At 26.0% G+C, this 18,406-nt stretch carries 15 protein-coding genes and 1 pseudogene; 4 read left to right on the top strand and 12 right to left on the bottom strand.

Features of this window, described 5'->3' with window-relative positions; all coding sequences use genetic code 4:
* Window positions 1–4: 4 nt before the first annotated feature.
* From AAHM97_RS01715 to AAHM97_RS01665, 11 genes and pseudogenes are all read right to left on the bottom strand, one after another.
* A pseudogene (locus tag AAHM97_RS01715) lies at window positions 5–1,753 on the bottom strand (PTS transporter subunit IIC).
* A gap of 5 nt (window positions 1,754–1,758) precedes the next feature.
* Window positions 1,759–2,751 (bottom strand): hypothetical protein, encoded by a 993-nt coding sequence (locus tag AAHM97_RS01710; protein WP_342269230.1) that lies wholly within the window; start codon window positions 2,749–2,751, stop codon window positions 1,759–1,761.
* 188 nt (window positions 2,752–2,939) lie between these two features.
* Window positions 2,940–4,436, bottom strand: a complete 1,497-nt coding sequence (locus AAHM97_RS01705; RefSeq protein WP_342269229.1) for an HTH domain-containing protein — start codon at window positions 4,434–4,436, stop codon at window positions 2,940–2,942.
* 395 nt (window positions 4,437–4,831) lie between these two features.
* Window positions 4,832–5,488, bottom strand: a complete 657-nt coding sequence (locus AAHM97_RS01700) for a hypothetical protein (RefSeq protein ID WP_342269228.1) — start codon at window positions 5,486–5,488, stop codon at window positions 4,832–4,834.
* Between the two features lie 13 nt (window positions 5,489–5,501).
* Window positions 5,502–7,139: a 1-deoxy-D-xylulose-5-phosphate synthase N-terminal domain-containing protein gene (locus tag AAHM97_RS01695; RefSeq protein ID WP_342269227.1), complete on the bottom strand. Its 1,638-nt coding sequence runs from the start codon at window positions 7,137–7,139 to the stop codon at window positions 5,502–5,504.
* A 17-nt stretch (window positions 7,140–7,156) separates the two neighbouring features.
* Complete coding sequence (locus tag AAHM97_RS01690) at window positions 7,157–8,515, bottom strand: Sapep family Mn(2+)-dependent dipeptidase (RefSeq protein ID WP_342269226.1); 1,359 nt, start codon at window positions 8,513–8,515, stop codon at window positions 7,157–7,159.
* A 360-nt stretch (window positions 8,516–8,875) separates the two neighbouring features.
* Entirely contained in the window at window positions 8,876–9,532 is a 657-nt protein-coding gene (gene deoC, locus AAHM97_RS01685; RefSeq protein WP_342269225.1) for a deoxyribose-phosphate aldolase, read from the bottom strand.
* Window positions 9,533–10,272: 740 nt separating this feature from the next.
* Entirely contained in the window at window positions 10,273–13,329 is a 3,057-nt protein-coding gene (locus AAHM97_RS01680; protein WP_342269224.1) for a hypothetical protein, read from the bottom strand.
* Window positions 13,330–13,943: 614 nt separating this feature from the next.
* Window positions 13,944–14,216, bottom strand: coding sequence for a hypothetical protein (locus AAHM97_RS01675; RefSeq protein WP_342269223.1), 273 nt, complete (start codon window positions 14,214–14,216; stop codon window positions 13,944–13,946).
* A 5-nt stretch (window positions 14,217–14,221) separates the two neighbouring features.
* Window positions 14,222–15,241, bottom strand: coding sequence for a hypothetical protein (locus AAHM97_RS01670; protein WP_342269222.1), 1,020 nt, complete (start codon window positions 15,239–15,241; stop codon window positions 14,222–14,224).
* A gap of 143 nt (window positions 15,242–15,384) precedes the next feature.
* The gene (locus tag AAHM97_RS01665; RefSeq protein ID WP_342269221.1) at window positions 15,385–15,600 is read right to left on the bottom strand and encodes a hypothetical protein; all 216 of its coding nucleotides are present in this window, start codon (window positions 15,598–15,600) and stop codon (window positions 15,385–15,387) included.
* A 390-nt stretch (window positions 15,601–15,990) separates the two neighbouring features.
* Here AAHM97_RS01665 and AAHM97_RS01660 point away from each other — a divergent pair, with 390 nt between their 5' ends.
* Genes AAHM97_RS01660 through AAHM97_RS01645 form a run of 4 tightly spaced genes read left to right on the top strand, consistent with a single transcriptional unit; the run spans window position 15,991 to window position 17,352 of the window.
* Window positions 15,991–16,191 (top strand): hypothetical protein, encoded by a 201-nt coding sequence (locus tag AAHM97_RS01660; RefSeq protein WP_342269220.1) that lies wholly within the window; start codon window positions 15,991–15,993, stop codon window positions 16,189–16,191.
* Window positions 16,176–16,811 (top strand): hypothetical protein, encoded by a 636-nt coding sequence (locus AAHM97_RS01655; RefSeq protein ID WP_342269219.1) that lies wholly within the window; start codon window positions 16,176–16,178, stop codon window positions 16,809–16,811. Before AAHM97_RS01660 ends, AAHM97_RS01655 begins: the two co-directional genes overlap by 16 nt.
* Before the next feature lie 47 nt (window positions 16,812–16,858).
* Window positions 16,859–17,119, top strand: coding sequence for a hypothetical protein (locus AAHM97_RS01650; protein WP_342269218.1), 261 nt, complete (start codon window positions 16,859–16,861; stop codon window positions 17,117–17,119).
* A gap of 14 nt (window positions 17,120–17,133) precedes the next feature.
* On the top strand, window positions 17,134–17,352 hold the full coding sequence (locus AAHM97_RS01645) for a hypothetical protein (protein WP_342269217.1): 219 nt from the start codon (window positions 17,134–17,136) through the stop codon (window positions 17,350–17,352).
* A gap of 73 nt (window positions 17,353–17,425) precedes the next feature.
* On the opposite strand, the gene AAHM97_RS01640 is transcribed toward AAHM97_RS01645, so the two are convergent.
* A complete protein-coding gene (locus AAHM97_RS01640) occupies window positions 17,426–18,394 on the bottom strand; it encodes an LD-carboxypeptidase (protein ID WP_342269216.1) in 969 nt (322 codons plus the stop codon).
* Window positions 18,395–18,406: the final 12 nt, after the last annotated feature.

The raw sequence follows: 18,406 nt of genomic DNA, 5'->3' as shown, positions 1-18,406 counted from the left end.
ACCTCTATTCTTTATTCTTTAATTCATCTTCTTTTTTGATATCTGTTGATTCTAAATTAGCAATTTTATTTCTAGTAATAAATCTTTTAAATTTGGTTTTTTTTCCTATTTCTGTTGTTGTAAGTTGAGCAATTATTAAGAATATAATTATAATTGAAAATATAAATATATAACTTAGTGTATTGTTAATTGTCAATAGTGACATATAAATAGACCACATTGTTGTTCAGTCAAACATACCATTGTAACCAATTGTAAATATTTCATCTGTTCTTCCAGCTGTTTTTACAATAAGAACAGCTCCAAAGACTGCAATTATTCCAAATATAAATGGAACAACAAGACAAGCTTTTCATCCTCCGGTTGAATTTGCATATATTCCAAATGCAGCATTATCAAAGAACATTGGGATAAATCCTACCATAACAACTACCTGAAAGGCATTTAACTTTATTACTTGACCTAGTAGAATTACTAAACCAATTCCAATAAAATTTCCGATGGCCCCACTTATAAAACCATATGTCACAGCTTTTTCTGAGTAGGAGAATGACCCTGCAATATCAATAGCAACGATAGCACCTGGAATCAGTTTATCACTAATCCCGATAAAAGATCTTTGTAACTCTCCAACAAATATTTTAGCTCCAACCATCAACATTTGAATGGAAGCAACTATAGTAAATATAAAACCAACAATTTGAATTAATCAAACTTGGTTGGGAAAGAAATTATAATTTCCTATACTAGTTACCATCTGATTTCATATTTTAATATCATTACATCTAATAATTGTAAATAATGTTCCAAAGAATATAAACATCAAGATTGAGGAAATAAAGATATTATCGTGAAATATTTACATTTTTTTACTTACATTAAAGGTTTCAATTGATGTTATTTCTTTATTATTAATTGAGAATAATTTACCACATTGAGAGGCAGCTCAAATACCAAACATTTGTTGATGTCCAATTGAGAACCCTGCATTTTTTGTTACTTTTTGTGTTGGAGCAAAAGCAAGATTTGAAAATACACCTCAATAAGTTCCTATTAATATACCTGTCGCTAAAATTGTCAATAACTGTCTACTAGATGTATTTTCAATATTTTTAAATACTCAAAATCATAATATTGCTGTTAAACAGGCTGTTTGTTGAAACATAATATGACCTGTAACATTAATACTTTTTACATTTGTAAATCTTTTACAAGCTACTAACAATATATTTGTTGCCATTCCCACTAAAACGGCAAAGCTAATTATTGAAACAGCAGTCCCCATTTTTTGTTGGACATCCGCTCATCCTGTATAAGGGTCCAATATCACACATTTTGAACCAATTAGATTTCCAAAAGTGACCATAAGTGGTTTTGAAATTCCTGTTAAAAATGATGAACCCAATTGAAGAATTAAATAACCAACAATACCCTTAAAACCACCAGATAACGCATCTCCAAAAGGTTGTTTTTGTAAAAGATAACCTAAGAAGATTATTAAACCAATTAGCAATGATGGCACTGCAAGAAAATTATTAATTAAATATGTATAAAATACAGTATTTATAAGATCGGTTTTATTTTGAACGATACATATAGATACAAAAGTGACTATTGCAATTAGTAAAAATATACCAACAGTGAGCAAATAAATGTTAAATTTTCTTTTTTCTAATTTTTTGTTTTTATTTTTTACACCAGCATCTCATTCTTCTAAATCATTTATTACTTTTTCCTTATCATTATTTTTCATAAGTGCTATTTTGCTTTCTTAAACGCTAGTGCTACTTGTGGGTTATTAATCAGCATATCATTTATTTGTTCTTGACTAACACCAATTTCTTTTAGCAAGGGAACAAAGTGAGTTAGCATATATGATATACCATAAGTTTTAAATCCTTTAGTTTCTGAGTATGATGTTTGATAATAGAATCTACCAGCATCCATTGCTAGAAGAATTTGTTTTTGATAGCCATTATCAATTAATCATTTAATATTTTCAGCTAATGTTGAATCTGGTAAATATTTAACACGGTCGGGTCCATCAAAGGCAATAAAAACATTTAATTTACATATTTTTTTATAATAGTACTTATCAGGGTTTTTATTTAGATGAGATAAAATAATACTACTTGCATCAACTCCTAAGTTGATTAGCATTATCGCAACCTCATAAGCCATAGTTCCCAACTGTGTGTGAATTAAAATTGGACACCCGGTTTTAATATGGGTTTTAGCAGCAATTCTAATTGATTTTTGTTCAAGAGGGTCAATAACACCATAACTTGTTCCAACTTTTATAATCCCAGCTTTTGCTTTTACTCTTTCAACGACAGGCCCATTATATGAATGAATATCCATACCCTCTTGTATTTCTGCAATCATCATTTCTACAATTTTATCTTCATCTACTGTTTTTAACCAAGAACAATATTTATCATAAAATTTTGCTTTATGAAATCCCGTTGCCATAATTATGTGAGCTTTTCCTTTAAAATGATTTGCAATTTCTAACATTCTACTAACGTCACGACCAACATTTGGTGGGTCCATTGTTACCATTGTTTTTCCTCCAGCTTTAACAAAAAGAGACAATTCTTTTTTTGCAGCTTCGATATCGATCATTAAAAAATCAATATGTTCACTCATTTCAGGTCCGCCATTTTTAATTAAATGATCATGACAATCCACAACCCCCATTTCTTCAGGGCTAATATCTCCTAATACAGTTCTGACAAATTTATTATTCATTTTTTCTATTCCTCCTCAACCTGATATTAACATATAAATTTTTTGTTTCTAATTGGCGCAATTATAAATTATATTAATTTTTTTTAATAATAATTATAACTTATATCTAAAATAAGTACATAAGACAATTAAGGCAAAAAAAAATTTACATACGTAAATAATTTTTTATTTTTTTATTGCTTGTAGTTTTAATTGTTGAAAAAGAATTTATTGTCTTTAAATTTTGTTTTTATTCCATCATAATCAAGGACATCTGTTATTAAATATTTATCTTTAAATTTTTCAATATTTTTTTTATATCAATAGATGCTAACAATTTGTATATCTTTTTGTTTACCAAGAATATTTTTAAGAGCTAAGTAAGTGTTTGTGATTTGTGCACCTTTTGATTTTGTAATTAGGACAATTTCATTGCTTTCGATATAAAGATATGGAATTGTATTAACTGAAGTATAATAAAGATCTATCATATGTGAAAAAACCTTATTATATTCAAGGTTGTATTCTTGTGAAATCATCATAAATATCTCACTAAATTTTTTTAAGTATATTTGGTCATGTTGTTTTTTTCGATATATTTTTATTTTTTCATTTATTTGTTTGTCGAAAAATACTTTTGAGAATGGACTTGTTATAATTCATAATATAAATTTATAAAATAAGTTATTCTCATCTTTATCAAAAAGTGTAAACCCATTTTTAATAAAGAATGTATCAAATCTATTAACTATAGTTTTTGCAATTATAATATCATTGGCGTCAATATCTTCAATGTTTATTGTTAAATAAGATGATATTAAATATGCTACGTGGATTTTTTCAAATAAACCAATCTTAAAAGAAATACAAATACTTTTTTCTATATTGTTAAATATTTTTGTTGAGTGATAATATCACAATGAAGTTTTTAATTTTTGTTCGTAGTTTATATATTTTATTTCCTCTTCACCCTTAATATTGTAATCTATTTTTTTAATGTGTAAAAAAAGTAAAATTAATGTCATTGATTTTTTTTGTAATTCAATGTATTTTACATTTTCATATAATTCATCAACAGATAAACAAATATTTTCATATAATTTTTGATGAGTTAAATTGCTTTGTTCTAAAATACCATAGTCATCGAATTTAAGATTATTAATTAAAAAATTTATAAGAAGGTTTGAATTATCATTGTTTATAAAGGTTACAACTTGATTAGCGAAAAGATTGTGAATATCAAAGATATTACCCAATATTGAATAACCGTTTTTAGATGAAACTAATTTTACAGACTTGAAATTATAAAAATTTAAATCCTCATTGATCTTATTAATGTCATTATATATTGTTAATTTTGATACAAAAAGAAAATCAGCAAGGGTACTTAAGGAAGTGTAATTATTAAATATTAAAAATATTGATATTATAATTCTTCTGTTATTAGAATTTAAAAATAAATATTTATTTTTTCTTATGTACTTATTGAATATGTTTGTTATCTTTTCATTATCTAATATATTTTTATCAGTTAAGTATATGTTGGTTAGTTTGTGAGCGGTTAGAAATTGGTTAATATGACGAAGATGATAGTCAAGGATCGACCTTGAAATTTTAAGCTCATCGATTATTTGATTAATAGAATCTCATTCTTTTTTGTCCAACAAGTATCTAATAATCTTAATATCAATCATATCAAATGTCATTTTTTACCTCGCAGCGATATCGTCTTCTTAATGTTACATAAAATATTTTTAAAATATAAACAATATGCATAATATAACTTATATATGCCAGTTTAATAAAAAAGATCAATTGTTTCAAAAAATATTTCCTTTTAACTGGTTATATATTTATGTTAATAAATAGAAAATATTGTCGTTATTATTATAACCTTTCTTAATCATTAATGTAATGAGTTTATAATCTATTTAATAATTTTAAAAAATTAAAATAAGATAGTTGGATTTATATTTTTAAATACTTTTATCATAAATAATAAGCATTAAATAAAAAATAAATTCAAATGTTTTAGTGATAGGTTATAAATTCAACAGTTACAATTAATAAAAAATGGAAGAAATATTCTTCCATTTTTTTGTTAAGAGTTTTTTGTTTCTCTTAAATCAATAACTTTGTAATTGTAAACATCAGCTTTCTTTAAATCTTCTAATGATTTTTCTTTTGCAAAAATTAAAAGTTTATTAATTCTTTTAACTATTTTTCTAGAATCATGTTTGATGCCGACTTTTATATAATGTGATTTTAATGAGCTTTCTAATGTCCCATAGATAAGTGGCTTTCTAGAAACAATTTGAACCTTATATTTAAAGTGTTTAGACAGTAGTCTTTTTTTAACAGCGCTTGAAATAACTTCATTATGTTCATCATCTTTATTATTGTTTATAACTGTTGTTCTTATAAATGAATTTTTTTTTCATTCAAATCTAACTACTTGATTATTTTTTTTATTTCAAAAAAAATCACTATTAATTTCATCATTTTCTAATAAAAAATCATCAGTATAATATTTTCCAACAGAATATTTTAATAAAATAAACCATAAAATATCAGATGGAATCTTAGATTTTTTTATTTTTTTAGAATATGAATAAACTTTTCTTAATGAGTCTATAACAGAGTTAGGTTTTTCTTCTCGAATTTCTTTTAAAAGTTCATTAAACTCAACTACCTTTTTAGAGTCTTCTTCAAGATGATTCTTACCCTTATATGGACTAATTTCTTCTTTATTGTTCATTTAAAATTCCAATCTATCCATGTATTTCTTTAAAGAATGTATCTAGATCCATTTTATTCTCTTTTTTAATTCTTTCAACATCTCATTTTCCTAATAAATCATTACGATATGTAAATACTCTAATTTTTAAATTAGGAAATTCTCTCTCAACACGGCTTGCTAGTGTATTAAATCCATGAACTGGTTCATAAAAATACAATTCCTTTTTTGATAATGAAGATAGCATTTTTTTGTCGATGGGATTTAAGGTTAATGCACAAATAAGATCAACGTGTATATTATTTTTATTAATATAATCTTCAAGCAAATTACATTCATTAGAATATGTTATAACAACTTTACTTGCGTTATTATCAATAACTTTTTTTCATCCGTTAATATCATTGCATAAATCATTATTTAACAATAAACCTGGGTAACGAATGACTTTGGTGTGTTTATATTTTTTAGCAGCTTCTAATGATAATTCAAATTCTTTGGTTGTTAATGGGAGGAAGGAATGAATAGAATCAAATGAATTAAACATTGCTATATCATAAACTGCGTGATGTGAGTCCCCTAAGGCTTCAATATTTCCAAAATAGGCAATTAAAATTGTCATATTTGAATTGTTACGAACAATATCGTGAATAAATTGGTCATAACACCTTTGTATAAACGGTGGACGCATAATTACATAAACTTCCTTTCCAGCCTGTGCCAATGCAGCAGCCTGAACAATTGCAATTTCCTCACTTATTCCAACATCTATTCAATTATTTGGATATTTTTTTCTAAGATTATCATAACCCATAGCATATGTTAGGCCAGCTATTATACAATATACATCATTTGATTTACTCATTTTTTTATCAAAAAAATTATTAAGTTGTTTACTAGATGATACATATGATGATTCTTTTGTAGGTTTTGGTGGTATATAATAGTGCATTGATTCTTCGGGGTTTTGTATGTTAGCACCTTTTGCTTTTATAGTCTCTATGTGAACAAAAACTGATTTTTTTGAGTTGTTATAAAAATCTCATGCTTTTTGTAGTTTGTCAAAATTATGACCATCATTAACTAGATAATATTCATAGCCCATTCCAGTAGCGATTTTCTCTCAGTCTAAATAATTAAATTTATTTAGTCCTATTCCTTGTTTATTATCGTTAAAAATAAAGAGTCCTTTTTGTGATTTATTGTCTGGAGAGAAATTTAGTAACCCACCAAGACCAATACTAGATGCTAAGGCTCCATCCCCCATAATTTCGATAACTGTTTTATTATCTTTTAAGAGATTATAACCACCAGCTCAAGCAGCAGAAATTGAAGTATGACCTCCTGAATATCAATCTCCCTCATTTATTTCTTGAAAAATACTATACCCATCATAAGTTTCTTTTTTTTCTAAAAAATCTTTACGGTCTGTTAACATTTTGTAAGCATATGATTGATATCCAGTATCATATAAGAATTTAGAATTTTTATAATCAAAATTTTTCAATAATGAAATAGTTAATTCAACAACTCCTAAATTGCTACCTAAATGTCCACCTTTTGTGAGAATTTTTTCTAATAATATTTCTCTAATATCTTCAGCCAATTCTATTAGATCTTCATTAGACATTTTTTTTAGATCATTTGTTGATTTAAAATCTTTAAATTTCATTTTATCTCCGTCCAATCTTATATTTTTAATAATTTTACCATAGCATTTGCATAAATCTGAATAATCATTTTTAGGTCTGCTATTGATATATTTTCATTTGGAATATGCATAGAACAATCTTCCATTGATTTTTCTGCCCCAAAGGCAATCACATTTGGCATTGCCTTTGCAAAAGTTCCTCCACCAATTGCCAATGGTTTTGCGTCAGCAATTCCTGTAACTTGTCTATATGCATTTAAGGTATCTTGAACAAGTTTTGAATCTTGTTTATGATAAACAGACCCTTCACTACCAGATAATACAACATTTATATTATTTTTAGCACAATATTTTTCAAGTTTTTTTGTAATATCATCTTCACAATTTCTAGTAACAGGAACACGCATATCTAATGTAAGCATAAATTTTGACTTGTCAATATTTATTATTCCATTACAAATAGTTAAATCACCACTTTCATCGGTTAAATCATCAAACAGACTTCTACCATTATTTTGTAAATAAAGGTGGTCTGCTAAGTAATTGATTGCTGGGTGGTTTACACCTAAATCTTTTAATGCCTTTGCTAAATATGTAGAAGCACAAACTGACAATTGAGGAAGGCTTGCATGAGAAGATTTTCCTTTAATAATTAAATTGCCATCTTTTTTTGTTAGTTTAATTTCCTTGATGTCTTTAAAATAATCCAATAACTTATAAACTAAAGGGCCAGAATAAGTGATAAGGTCCACAACAGCATTATAACATTCTCCACCTTTAATTGTAAAGTCACAATTAAAATTACCTGTTAGATCATAATTTAAAATAAATTTCTCAGCATAAACACAAGGAAAAGCACCATCTGGTGTATAACCAACATCTACTAATCTTTCATTTTTAACATAACTATTCAAGCATTCTCAATTGGTCTCTTCTGCTGTTCCAAATATAAATCTAACAGTATAATCTGGAACAAAACCATTTTCTAATAAGTATTTTAATGCATATAAATTAACCACTGTTGGACCTTTATCATCAAAAACCCCTCTACCATACAAATGTGTTTTTGTTTCTGTAAGTTCGAATGGTGGATAATTTCATTCTTCTAAATCTCCAGCAGGAACAACATCTAAATGACATAATATTCCAAATAGTTTTTCACCACTCCCAATATCTGCATACCCATACAATCCGTCTTTAGATATTTTTGTTTCTCAACCTCAACTTTTACAAAGATTGATTACATAATTTAAAGCAGCAGTTCTTCCAGGTTCAATGTTTGTAGATTTTTCTCTTCTATCTGAAACCTTTACAGATTCAAATTTGACAAGATCTCTAATTTTTTCAACTATTTCTTTGTAATATTTTTCTAATAGGTCTTTATTATCAACTTTCAAAATATACTTCCTTTCTAGCTATAAAATAACTCATATAACTATTTTACTACAAAGAATAAAAAAATGCATATGTATTTAAATATGAGTAATAATTAATTATTTTATAACTTTAAATAAATGCAAAAAAAAGTCTAAAAATGTATTTAGTTGAAGATTTTAGTTTTAATCTTAATAAATTTTAAAAATAAAAAATATAAAATCATAAATTTTATATTTTTTAAGCATCTTAAAATTTTTAAAAACTTATTTCGTTGAGTATTTATCTAATTAGGGTTACTTATTTTTTTAGATTTTATATCAAGAAGATTAAAATACTAATAATTAGCATTTATTATATTTGTAAATTTTATGTAATAATGATTATTTATTAGTTTCTGAATGTTCTGCAATTACAACACCTTGAGAGGTTCCAATTCTAGATGCGCCAGCATTAACCATTTTAATTGCATCATCATAAGTGCGAATTCCACCACTTGCTTTAACACTTGTTTTAGAAGATATAGACTCTTTCATTAATTTCACATCTTCAGCTGTTGCACCGCCTTTAGCAAATCCTGTTGATGTTTTTACAAAGTCTATGCTACATTTGTCTGCAATTTTACATACTTTTACAATTTCATCTTTACTTAAAAAGCATGTTTCAATAATAACTTTGATTGTGTGACCGGTTGTAGTTTCGCGAATTCTTGAGAATTCTCTCTCAATTTTATCAAATTGATTATCTTTTACATGAGCTACATTGATAACAAAATCAATTTCATCACATCCATTTTCAATTAATCATTTTATTTCTGCTAATTTAGCTTCTAAACTTGTAGTTCCAAACGGAAAACTAGCAACACAACAAATTTTAATATTTGTGTGTTTTAATTTTGGTTTTGCAAATAGCAAAAAACTCGGATTAATGCAAATAGCAAAAAAATCATATTTTATTGCTTCTAAAATAAGTTTTTCTATATCCTTTTGAGTTGCATCTGGTTTTAAGTTTGTATGGTCAATCATTTTATTTAATTTCATGTATTTTCCTCCTAGAAATTATTATCTTTTTTTAATATAAATTAACATATTAGTCTTTATTTATTAAATTTAAAAGCACATTATTGGTAACTTTCACTTGTACACTTAATTTTGTAATATATTTTAAATTTCTAATTTTATTAAAACAATTATTATTACCTTTATTTATTTTATACTAAAAACATATTAGATGTTAATATATTAGCAAAATTAATTGTGAATAAGTTATTTAAATGTTTTAAGTATTCTAAAAATTATCACTAAAATATAATCAAGTTCAATTATGCAAACTAATAAAATTTTTTTAAGGATAAATCTATTAATAAACATAAGTATATAGAAAAAAATAATAACCAAAAATTATTTAATTTTTATTTAAAATTAACAAAACAGAAGTAACCTTAATGGGGAAAAATAATATAAGAGAAAATATCCCAAATATATATCAAGAATATATAATTAAAAAATTTAAAAATAATTGAGATAAAAATTAGGAAACAAAAATTTTAAAATGTAAAATAATATACTAAAAAAATTGAGTTTTTTAACAAATTTTAGAAATAGATTAAAAGATAAAAACTAATATATATCAATTTTAGAGGTTAAAAAAATTAATAAATGTATATTCCATTCCAAATATTTATAAACAAAAAATGAGAGAGTTATTTATTTATCATCTCTTTTTAAAATTAAACACACCCAATAAATATAAATAATAAATTTATTAGATCTTATTTTAACTATTTAAATTCTTCAATTGACTTTGTGAAAAGATTGGGGACACTTCCACTTACCGGACCTCAACTATGAGTATTTATAGTAATTGTAAATGTAGATGTATGACCTGATGGACCAGTATATAAAAATATAGAGTCCCCATTTCCATTTTTAAAATCACTATTTTGGTATGAAAAATGTGAAATTATAAAACTACCTAATGCAAATTGTGAGTTTCCTGCGGGTGCAGATCTAAATACAGCACCCATATAACCATCAGTAAGAAAATCTGTATCAGACCCTTCAAAATTTATGTTACAAGTAGGGGAATAAAATTGATTATTTGAATAAAAGAGAGCACATTTATCAAAATTACAAAGACCACCTCCATCGTAAAATTTTACATTTCCCTTAATATCCAACCCTTTAAGATTGTTAAAAGATGGAGCATCAGCGCTACAAGAACTATTAGAACAAATAACTCCCCCAGTTTCGCTTCCTCTGTAAGAAGAAGGCCCTTCGATATTAATAGAAACAGCTCCACTAATATTTACCTGACCAATCTCACTTGTTTTTATTGTATTTATTAATCCAATTCCTGCACCAATATTTACTGGATCACCAGTAGATTTATAATATACACCAATATTAACATCGCCTTTTATATCTATAGTTTTATTAGCAGCAATTTTAAGCATATTTTTTTCAGATGATGCATATTTTGCACTAATCACTCCACACGATTCGCTTATTGAAGCATTACTTGCTTTATAATCAATACTACCATTAAATGTAATATTTCCTTCAATCTCTTGATTATATCTTAAAGCAATAACACCTTCACCCACAACACTAATGCTACTATCAAATGTAATATCCCCAACAATTGTATCTGCATTATCTAATGCAATTGGAGAATCTCCACCAGAGTAATTATATCCTGGGGCATATTCTATATTTGGAGCTGATGTTCTTCCGTTATTAACAGAATATTTTGAAGATATAGTTCTATTTGTTGCAAGCAAGCTCACATAATAATTCATTGGTGATAATGTTTTTTGATCTTGAACATAATATGTCCCAGAACTAACATCTTTTCCAACATAAGCAGCATAATATATGTCGAATGTTAAGAGTGGTTTTTCCTGCCCATAATTTGACAAAGTGATAGTTACTTTTCCACCGGGAGTATCTTTTCCTTTTTGTGCTTTAACATAAAGATCAACATAATATTTACCATTGTTATTTATAAGGTTTCCACCAACACCTATTATTGATGCATCAGATGTTGATAATATTACTTTTGATAAATCTGCACTTTTATCTTCTGCTGATATTTCAAATGTCTGAAAGTTCAATATTTCATCAGTTAAATGAAGTGCTTTTTCTGGTGTTTCTCCGTTTTTAGAAGAATCAAGAGTTTGTGAATTGTCGTTATATGGAATAATACCACGTGTTAATGATAAACTAGTTGGTGGGAGATTATCTGATGCTTTATAACTAAAAGTTGCTGTCATTGCACATAAGTCATTAGCACTATCAATAAAACGAGACACTAAATATATAGTCCCATCTTGATTTACCTTTTTAGTTAATTTTCCAATATTTAAGATTAGATTATTGTTGTCACCAATTGAGACATTATTAATAGAAAAATCAGTTATTTTAGAATATGTTGTTTTTGCATCAAAATTTAAAAAATCTTTAACATCTTCCGCATTTTTCAAGTCGTAACCTTTTACGGTGGACCAATCATTAGATTTACTATCAAATAATAAAGTATCGCGATATCTATACCCGTCTTTAGTCAATCCTGATAAGTCTGCAGAAGAAGTTAATGTAACATCATCATCTTTTGGGTCTATTGTTTTTCAATCACCAAATTTATTTGTAACAGGATAAACACTTACATATCCAGTGTCTGTTTCACTTGGTTTGTCATATTTACCACCTGGAGAAACTCTTTTTCCTGAGTAACTAATTGTTGCTGAACCTATATAACTAGTTGACGAGTCTAATTTACAACGAAAATCAATATGCATTGAACCGCTTATATAACTAACATTTGATATTTTATAAGTAATTTTTAGCTGTATAATTGTGTTTTGTCCGTCCATAGTTAATAAATTATTGTTATAAGAATTAGATAGTTCTCATTTTGCTTCAATATCCCTACCACTAAATGTAATATTTACAGTTGGATGAGTAGCTACAATTTCTGACGCTGTTATTTTTTCTGGAAATGTTAAATCAGCTGTAGTTGGTGAGGATAAATCAATAGGCTCTTTGGTATTGGGAAGTGATATGTCAATTGTATGTACAGAAATAAAAGGGTTAAAAGATAGAGTTCCCGATGATGAATATCTAGCATTATCATTTATAAGTTTTATATTTACCTTTCCGATCTTATATTTCCCATCAGGTGCTATTTCTTTTGGTTTGAAATTAGAACAATCAATATCATAATACATCTCACCTTCATCATTGATATGAAAATTATTTAAAAAATTATTAACATCTACTGACCCTTCTTCTGTATTTTTTAATTCTGCAGCAAAATTAGTTAAATTATACTTCTTAAACTCGCTATATTCTGATAATGTTCCAATGTAAATATATGTTTCTAAGGGATCAATGTTAAGTACTTCCTTTTGTCATACAGGCTTGTATTTTGAAAAATCACTAACAGTAATATCAAATTTTCCTGTTATTGATGAGATATTATCAAGATTTGTAAATACTACTTCAACATTTGTTTTTCCCGGAGAAAGAGCACTAATTTGGAGAGTTTGATAATTACTGAAATTTTTATCACTACTATAATCAATGAATTTAGCAATACTTTCATCTGCAACTCTTACACTACAGTTTTTAGTATATCCTTTTTTAGATAAATCACTAAAATTTGAAACATTAACTTTTACAACACCCCCAATTTGTGCTTGATATTCATTGTTTTCAAATTCTATTCCATCTTTATAGACAGTTTTATTACCGGGGCTTTTAGAACATGAAAAAACCATCGAAGATGACGAGATAAAAAATATAAATGATGATAATATAAATAATATTTTCTTCATATAACCATTCTCCTTTTTTTGAAAGATTAATTTATATAGATTAATACTTATAATGATAATAACACAATTTACCTATATTATCATACAAAAAGCAGTTATTTAGATTATTGATTGTTATTGGAGATCTCATTATTTTACAAATATTAACTAAATATTTATATTTTTAACTAATTTTAACCCTTTCATTCAACTAATTTGTAGTTAAGACCAATTTTAATCAATAGATAGTATGTAAAAACCGATTTATTTTTTATTATCATAATACATATTTTCGAAAAATTATCATATTTTTATAGATAGAATATAATCTACATAAAATATAATTATCCAAAGGATAAAAACCCATACAAACAAATAGTAATGGTGTGTATGGGTTTTTACATATCGTACTTCAATAACATTTATGTATGGGATAAGTATAAAATGAGGAAAATAAGGCCTATTAATGTAGTAATATCAAAATATTTAATTTAAAAATATGATATATTTTTAAATTTTTATTATTAAACATTTTATATTTCATAAACAAACAAATTAAGACATTTAAGCTAAGTAGTTTTAAAAAAATTCTTAATTTTCTATTCTTAGCATGGTTAACCCTAAGGGGAGAGAAGTTAAATAAATATCTCACCTCTTTTTTGTTTGTAAATATAAGTTTGTAATAAATTTTTGTTTTTAATAAATGTTTTGAATGCTTTGTAAAAATCTGAAAGTGAATTAAAGTGATTTCCAACTGATAAATAGAATTGTTCTTTAATTCAACCATTTAATGCCTCTGTTGATGAATTGTGCTTAAAACCAGAATTAGACATTGATATTATAAAATTGTGCTGATGATTTTCATAATTTAGAACTTCATAGGAAAGATTGGCTGAACCTCTATCCATTTGAACTATACAATTTGTGAAGTCATTTTTTGACAGATATTTAGATATACCATATAATGTTGAAACAACAGTTTGTTTGTTTTCACCTTGACGATTGAATATGAAACAACCTTTCTAGTAAATCAATCATAAGCAATTTCACATAATAACTTAGTTCTTTTTCCGTTTATAAATAGATCTTTAAATCAAGTTCCATCAATACCAATTTTTTGTCCTGGACATGTTGTATATGTATCATTTCCAATTAAATCATTTCTAATGTTTTGTTTAATTCGCACTGCCTTACTTCTCTTAGTTCAACGAACAGCCACAGGATATTTTAAAGGATACTTTAATTGGTAATCTCGAATGATTTTCCGACTAACATTAACATTATATGTAGTGTTTATTCACTTATTTACTGTAAAAGCACTCCCAGGATCATTAAATGCTGTATAAAATTTAGTAATCATATCTTCTGTATTAGGATTAGCTTTTGATATATATTTAGGGATGAAATGTGGATAATTTCAGTATTTGAATTCTGATTTTTTTAACAAATTAAAACGTTTTTTGAATGCATAATATTTACTTACAGATACTCCCAATGCATCACACATTTTTTTAACAGTTGCAACCTTTTTAAATTCCTTTATATATATTTCACAAAATGAATGATGCTTATATGGTTTAGTCGTCATCTTCTCCTTCATGTCACGCACCTGTCATGAAGGATCGAACTTTTTTAGCACATTGTTTTGCATCTTAAGTTTTTCATTTTCCCATTTTAATTCTTTATTTTCTTGCTCCAGTTTTTTCATTTTTTTCTTGTTTAATATTTCTTCAGATTCAATTTTTGCCATATATTCTTCTTCTTTCATTGAAGATAATTTTAATTCTTCAATATTATTATACCTAATAATCCAATATGAAATAAGCGGTGCACCAGAAGATATGTTGTATTTTTTAACTATTTCACAAATTTTCATTCCATTTGAATAGTCTAATATTGCATGATATTTTGTTTTGTAACTATATTTTTTCATAAAAAAAGTAACCTTTCTACTAGTGAGAGTAAATATTATTTCCTCCCCTTAGGGTTACCTTTGCTTATTAATTTTGCATTGATAGTAACTTCAATTTGTTTTTTGATTTTTTTTCATCACTAGATTTAGGCATACAAAAGTCATTAAAATCATATGAATCATCACTCATTATTCACTAAAATTTCATAATCCTCATTAATAACTGCCATAGAAGCAAATGTAGTCATTAAATTTTCAACAAAAGAAATATTTTTTTTCTTATTTCCCAGGCTCAGAGATATTAATTTTCAAAGATGATATTTGTAGAGATAATAATCATAAAAGTTTGCAGGTCTGGTATATTTCAACTTTTGGTTCAATAGTATCTCTTACATATTATAGTCGATATGAATACAATTGCCCAAAATCTAATTTTTCAATATCTCCTATTGATAATTTTTCATCGTTTGATAAATAGTATTTTACGTGTTTTGTATGATAAGAGCTTCATAGCTCCTTAATATTGGAATTTTCTTGAATATCCTTCAAAGTAAAAAAAAAGAATAACCACTTGCATTGTTATTAATATATAGTAATTGATGAATTATTGAGCTATTTATTAATAATATAATCTTGTATTTACAACAGATAGATAAGCTATAATTATAATAATAAGTGGTCCACTTCATTACCACAAATAAGGTAGCATAAAGGAAGATAAGTGTACTGGGGAATAACATCTTCAGTTTTTTTATATAGAGGAGTATATAATGAAAAAACACTATGACAAAACACAAAAAAAATTAGCAATTGAGAGATTTAAAAATGGTGAAAGCGCAAAACTAATTGCTAAAGAATTAAATTTAAATTCTGGTACACAATTGGTATATATGTGAGCAAAAAAAAGAAATTTTGTTATTCTAATGGTATTAATAGGCACAAGGAGTGCAAACTTATGGATAAAAAAGTAAAAACAATTTGTGAGCGTGAAGAATTAAAAATCAAAAAAAGAGAAATAAAAGAATTACAAAAAGAAATTGAAAATCGAAAAAAACAAACAGATAAAGATAGAATAGAAAATATTCTATTAAAGGCAAAATACGAAGTATTGGAAAAGTGTATTCCTTCTTGCACAGCGATGATAATGATGAATTTGATAAGGATGAGTAAGAAGGATAAACTAATCATCGAAAAAACAAAAGCTTATAAACATTATGTATGTTCGCAAATATATTTGTTAGTTGCAAGATTCAACCTAGCAACTAATGTGCTCATAAAATATTTTAAAATTAGTTGAACAACATATTATAAGTTTAAATTTAAAAATAGGCTAAAGTCTCCATTGATCTTATTTAAGGATAAATTACCTACACCTGAGTTACCAAATTATATTAGTAAGAAATATTTACAAGCTAAAAAATATATTTATTCATTTGCAGAGGAAAATAAGGCTTTTTGCATCAGTGTAATTGATATTTACAACTGGATCATAACCTTTAAGCATGCAAAGGCTTCTGTAAAATTAATTAGGAAAATTTTACAAGATGAGCCAAACTTGTTTAAAACAACAATCAGAAAAAAAGACGTATAAGCTTATCAAAAAAACATAATCAATATGTTAAAGATGATTTTATCCATATGAATTACAAAACTCCAAATGTTGTTGGAGTTGATGGAACAAACATGAAAATATTTCTTGAAGATAAACATTGTTACAAAAAATTTAATTGCTTAATTTCATATATTTGAGAAAATAAGAAAGTTCTATCATACTATTTTGATAAAAATAAAAATTCTGGAACTGTAATGAAAGTTTTTAAGGAAATATCTTTTTTTGCAAAGAAAAATAAAAGAAAATTAATTATCCAATCAGATTGTGGACTGCATTCGAAAATCTAAAAGTTTATGAATTAATGAAAAATGATCATCAAATAATCCACTTAATGTCAAATAGTGGTTTTAAACACAATTTATCAACAGAGGCATTAAATGGTTGAATTAAGCAAAAATTCATAAGAACATTTGGTGATAGGTTTAAGGACCAATTAGATTTCTTAAATTGCTTTAAATTATTTATAAATAAATGAAATTATTTTAAAGATATCAATTATAATATTAATAGAAATAAGTAAAAAAACTAGGTGTAAAACAGTACACTTAGCTTCCTTTATACTGGTGCAGTCCAGGTCGTTTCTTCTAAATAACCTAATATATTTTTTTGATTTTTTTATTTATAAAATCTATTTCAATTGTAGAATTCAATTCAATAATTGACATTGGTTTTGTATGGGCAAAATCAACATCATAAACTATAGGTATACACATATTTCTTGATTTTAAAACCTCATTTAAAATATCAATCGAATTTATTTTAGAACCCTGGTCATCAAATCTTTCATGTTTTCCTAGTAAAATCGCTGAACACTTATTAAATATTTTATTTAATAGCAAAAACGAAAAGTTTTTTTCTATAATTTCTGCATTTTTGCATGAATCTTCGATTAATAATATGTCCCCCTTTTTTACATTAAGTCCATACTCTGAACCATATGTACCGATTAGGGCAGACAAATTTCCACCAATAACTCTTCCTTTAATATTTTTAGTAAATCCAAGAAATTTTCAATCATTTATTTTTATATTCCTAATACCCTCATATTTGCTTCAATTTTTTATATCATCTGTTCAATGTTTAGGGGGGACTATTACCTCGCTTTTCTTCTCAATTACACTAACAAAATCCTTATATGTATAGTCTACAAACTCTTCTTCTCAATCTCCAAACGTTGAAATTAAAGCAGGTCCATATAAAACTCTAATCTTTTTACATTTTCTTAGAATAGCTAGTAAAATAACTGTTGTATCTGAATAACCACATACTATTAGTTTTTTATTAATTTTATTTAACATATTGTAATTTATTTTATCAACAATTGAGTTTGAATTTGAGCCCCCAATAGAGGACATCAAAATATCAACATTACTACTTATTAATGAGTTAAACTCATCAGCTCGGTCATTTATTGTAGCAGTTCTATAATAATTATTACCTCTGATCAATTTTCCACAAATTATTTCATTTCCATAATTTTCAAGCTTTTTTAAAGCTCTATTCAATCTAATTGGAAAATTACTTCCGCCAGGACTACTACACGAAAAAATTCCTATTTTCATAATTGACTCCTT

This window comes from Spiroplasma endosymbiont of Aspidapion aeneum, assembly GCF_964031045.1.
Lineage (GTDB): Bacteria > Bacillota_I > Bacilli_A > Mycoplasmatales > Mycoplasmataceae.
Note: the sequence above shows the minus strand (reverse complement) of the source record. Positions and strands in the feature narration are given on the sequence as shown.